The organism is Methylibium sp. T29 (assembly GCF_000576205.1).
Lineage (GTDB): Bacteria > Pseudomonadota > Gammaproteobacteria > Burkholderiales > Burkholderiaceae_C > Methylibium > Methylibium petroleiphilum.
The window spans coordinates 1-2,300 of record NZ_AZND01000396.1 but is presented as its reverse complement, the minus strand read 5'-3'; the positions used below and the strand labels follow the sequence as shown (position 1 = coordinate 2,300).

General features: G+C 68.8%; 3 protein-coding genes. 2 read left to right on the top strand and 1 reads right to left on the bottom strand.

Features of this window, described 5'->3' with window-relative positions; translation table 11 throughout:
• The first annotated feature begins 6 nt into the window (after positions 1-6).
• Together x551_RS24760 and x551_RS21350 are read left to right on the top strand one after the other, a co-directional pair.
• The gene (locus tag x551_RS24760; RefSeq protein WP_275452081.1) at positions 7-174 is read left to right on the top strand and encodes a LuxR C-terminal-related transcriptional regulator; all 168 of its coding nucleotides are present in this window, start codon (positions 7-9) and stop codon (positions 172-174) included.
• A gap of 50 nt (positions 175-224) precedes the next feature.
• Entirely contained in the window at positions 225-1,847 is a 1,623-nt protein-coding gene (locus x551_RS21350) for an NAD(P)/FAD-dependent oxidoreductase (RefSeq protein ID WP_036251124.1), read from the top strand.
• Here x551_RS21350 and x551_RS21345 read toward each other — a convergent pair.
• A complete protein-coding gene (locus tag x551_RS21345) occupies positions 1,844-2,290 on the bottom strand; it encodes a YgjP-like metallopeptidase domain-containing protein (RefSeq protein ID WP_081771446.1) in 447 nt (148 codons plus the stop codon). The genes x551_RS21350 and x551_RS21345 overlap by 4 nt on opposite strands.
• Between the last annotated feature and the right edge of the window lie 10 nt (positions 2,291-2,300).

The following is a 2,300-nucleotide window of genomic DNA, read 5'->3' as shown; positions in this document are numbered from 1 at the left end:
AAGGAGATGCTGCAGTCGCTCTTCAACGGCATCTCCAACCGCGAGATCGCCGGTCGGCTGTTCGTCTCGGAGAACACGGTCAAGTTTCACCTGAAGAACATCTACTCGAAGCTCGGCGTCGGCAACCGCTTGCAGGCCATCAATGCCGCCCGGGCCCTGAGGCTGATCGACTGACCAGCCGGCGCGACGAGACGAGCAGCGTGATGCCGAAGGAGCCCCTTGCCATGTCGGTGAAAGAGGAGCGCGGCAGCCGGGCTGCCCGGGTGGACGCAGTGGTCATCGGGGCCGGCTTCGCCGGCCTCTACATGGTGCACCGGCTGCGCGAGATGGGGCTGTCGCTGCGCGCCTTCGAGCGCGGCGGCGGGGTCGGCGGCACCTGGTACTGGAATCGCTATCCGGGGGCCGGTTCGGACTCCGAGTCGTGGGTCTACTCGTACTCCTTCTCCGACGAGCTCGTGCAGGGCTGGCAATGGAGCCGGCGCTTCCCCGGGCAGGCCGAGATCCTCCGCTACCTGGAGTACGTGGCCGACAAGCTCGACCTGAAGCCGGCCTTCGATTTCGACACCGCGGTGACGGGCGCCACCTACGACGAGCAGCGCGCGCTGTGGACGGTCGAGACCGAGATCGGCGAACGGGTCGAGGCGGGCTACCTGATCACGGCCGTGGGCTGCCTGTCGTCGGCCCAGGTGCCCGCGATCCCCGGCAGGGACAGCTTCGAGGGCGAGCAGCACCACACCGGCGCCTGGCCGCACGCGGGCGTGGACTTCAGCGGCAAGCGCGTGGGCGTGATCGGCACCGGGTCGAGCGCGATCCAGGCCATCCCCATCATCGCCCGGCAGGCGGCTCACCTGACGGTGTTCCAGCGCACGCCGCAGTTCAGCGTACCGAACGGCAATCGCGACCTCAGTCCGGAGGAGCAGGCCCGGCTGCGGCGCGATATCCGGCAGATCCGCGAAACCTGCAAGTGGAGCTCGATCGGCCAACCGTACGACTTCAGCAGCGTCGGTGCCTTCGACGTCGACGCCGAGGAGCGCCAGCGGCAGTACGAGGCCAACTGGCAGAAGGGCGGCTTCGAGTGGATGTTCGGCAGCTACAAGGACCTGCTGGTCGACGAGGCGGCGAACGCGACCGCCGCCGACTTCGTGCGCCAGAAGATCCGCGAGGCGGTGCGTGACCCCGCGGTGGCGCGCAAGCTGATTCCCCAGGGCTACCCGATCGCGACCAAGCGGCTGCCGCTGGACGCCGGTTACTTCGAGACCTACAACCGCGACAACGTGGTGCTGGTCGACCTGCGCGAAACGCCGATCCAGGAGATCGTCGCGCAGGGCCTCCGCACCAGCGAGAAGATCTATCCGCTCGACATCATCGTGTTCGCCACCGGCTTCGACGCGCTGACAGGCCCGCTGACGCGACTGGGCATCCGCGGACGCGGGGGCGTGACGCTCGGCGAGAAGTGGGCGGCCGGTCCGCGCACCTACCTCGGGGTCTCGACTGCCGACTTCCCCAACCTGTTCATGATCACCGGCCCTGGCAGCCCGTCGGTGCTCGGCAACATGCCGACCTCGATCGAGCAGCATGTCGAGTGGATCGCCGACTGCATCGACCACTTGCGCGCTCACAAGGCGGCCACCATCGAGCCGACGCCGGACGCCGAGGAGGCCTGGGTGGCGCACGTCAACGAGCTGGCCGACAAGACCCTGCTGCCGCGCGCGGACTCCTGGTACATGGGCGCCAATGTCCCGGGCAAGCCTCGTGTGTTCATGCCCTACATCGGCGGCTTCGGCGCCTACCGCAAGCTGTGCGCCGAGGTGGCGGCGGAGCGCTATCGGGGCTTCTCGATCGGCTAGCGCTGCGGCAGCTCGGCCACCGTCAGCCACACCCGCAAATCGAACTCCAGCTGGTGGTAGTCCGGGGCCATGTGCGTGCACAGCGCATAGAAGGCCTTGCCGTGCTCGCGCTCCTTCAGGTGCGCGAGTTCGTGCACGACGATCATCTTCAGGAACGCCGCCGGCGCCTCCTTGAACAGGCTGGCCACGCGGATCTCGCGCTTGGCCTTCAGGCGTGTGCCCTGCACGCGCGACACCGCGGTGTGCGTGCCCAGCGCGTTGCGGATCACGTGCAGGCGCGGGTCGTAGGCCACCTTGCTCAGCGGCTCGGACTGGCGCAGGTAGCGGGACTTGAGGCCGGTGACGTAGTCGTACAGCGCGCGGTCGGTGCGCACCTCGTGGGCCTCCGGGTAGCGCGCCCGCAGGCCCTCGGCCAGGCCGCCCCGCGCGAGCGCCGCCCGCACCTGGCCTGCA

Excerpts from the sequence above, each read along its gene's own strand:
- x551_RS21350 (WP_036251124.1), top strand. The coding sequence starts at position 225 with ATGTCGGTGAAAGAGGAGCGCGGCAGCCGGGCTGCCCGGGTGGACGCA.
- x551_RS24760 (WP_275452081.1), top strand. The coding sequence starts at position 7 with ATGCTGCAGTCGCTCTTCAACGGCATCTCCAACCGCGAGATCGCCGGT.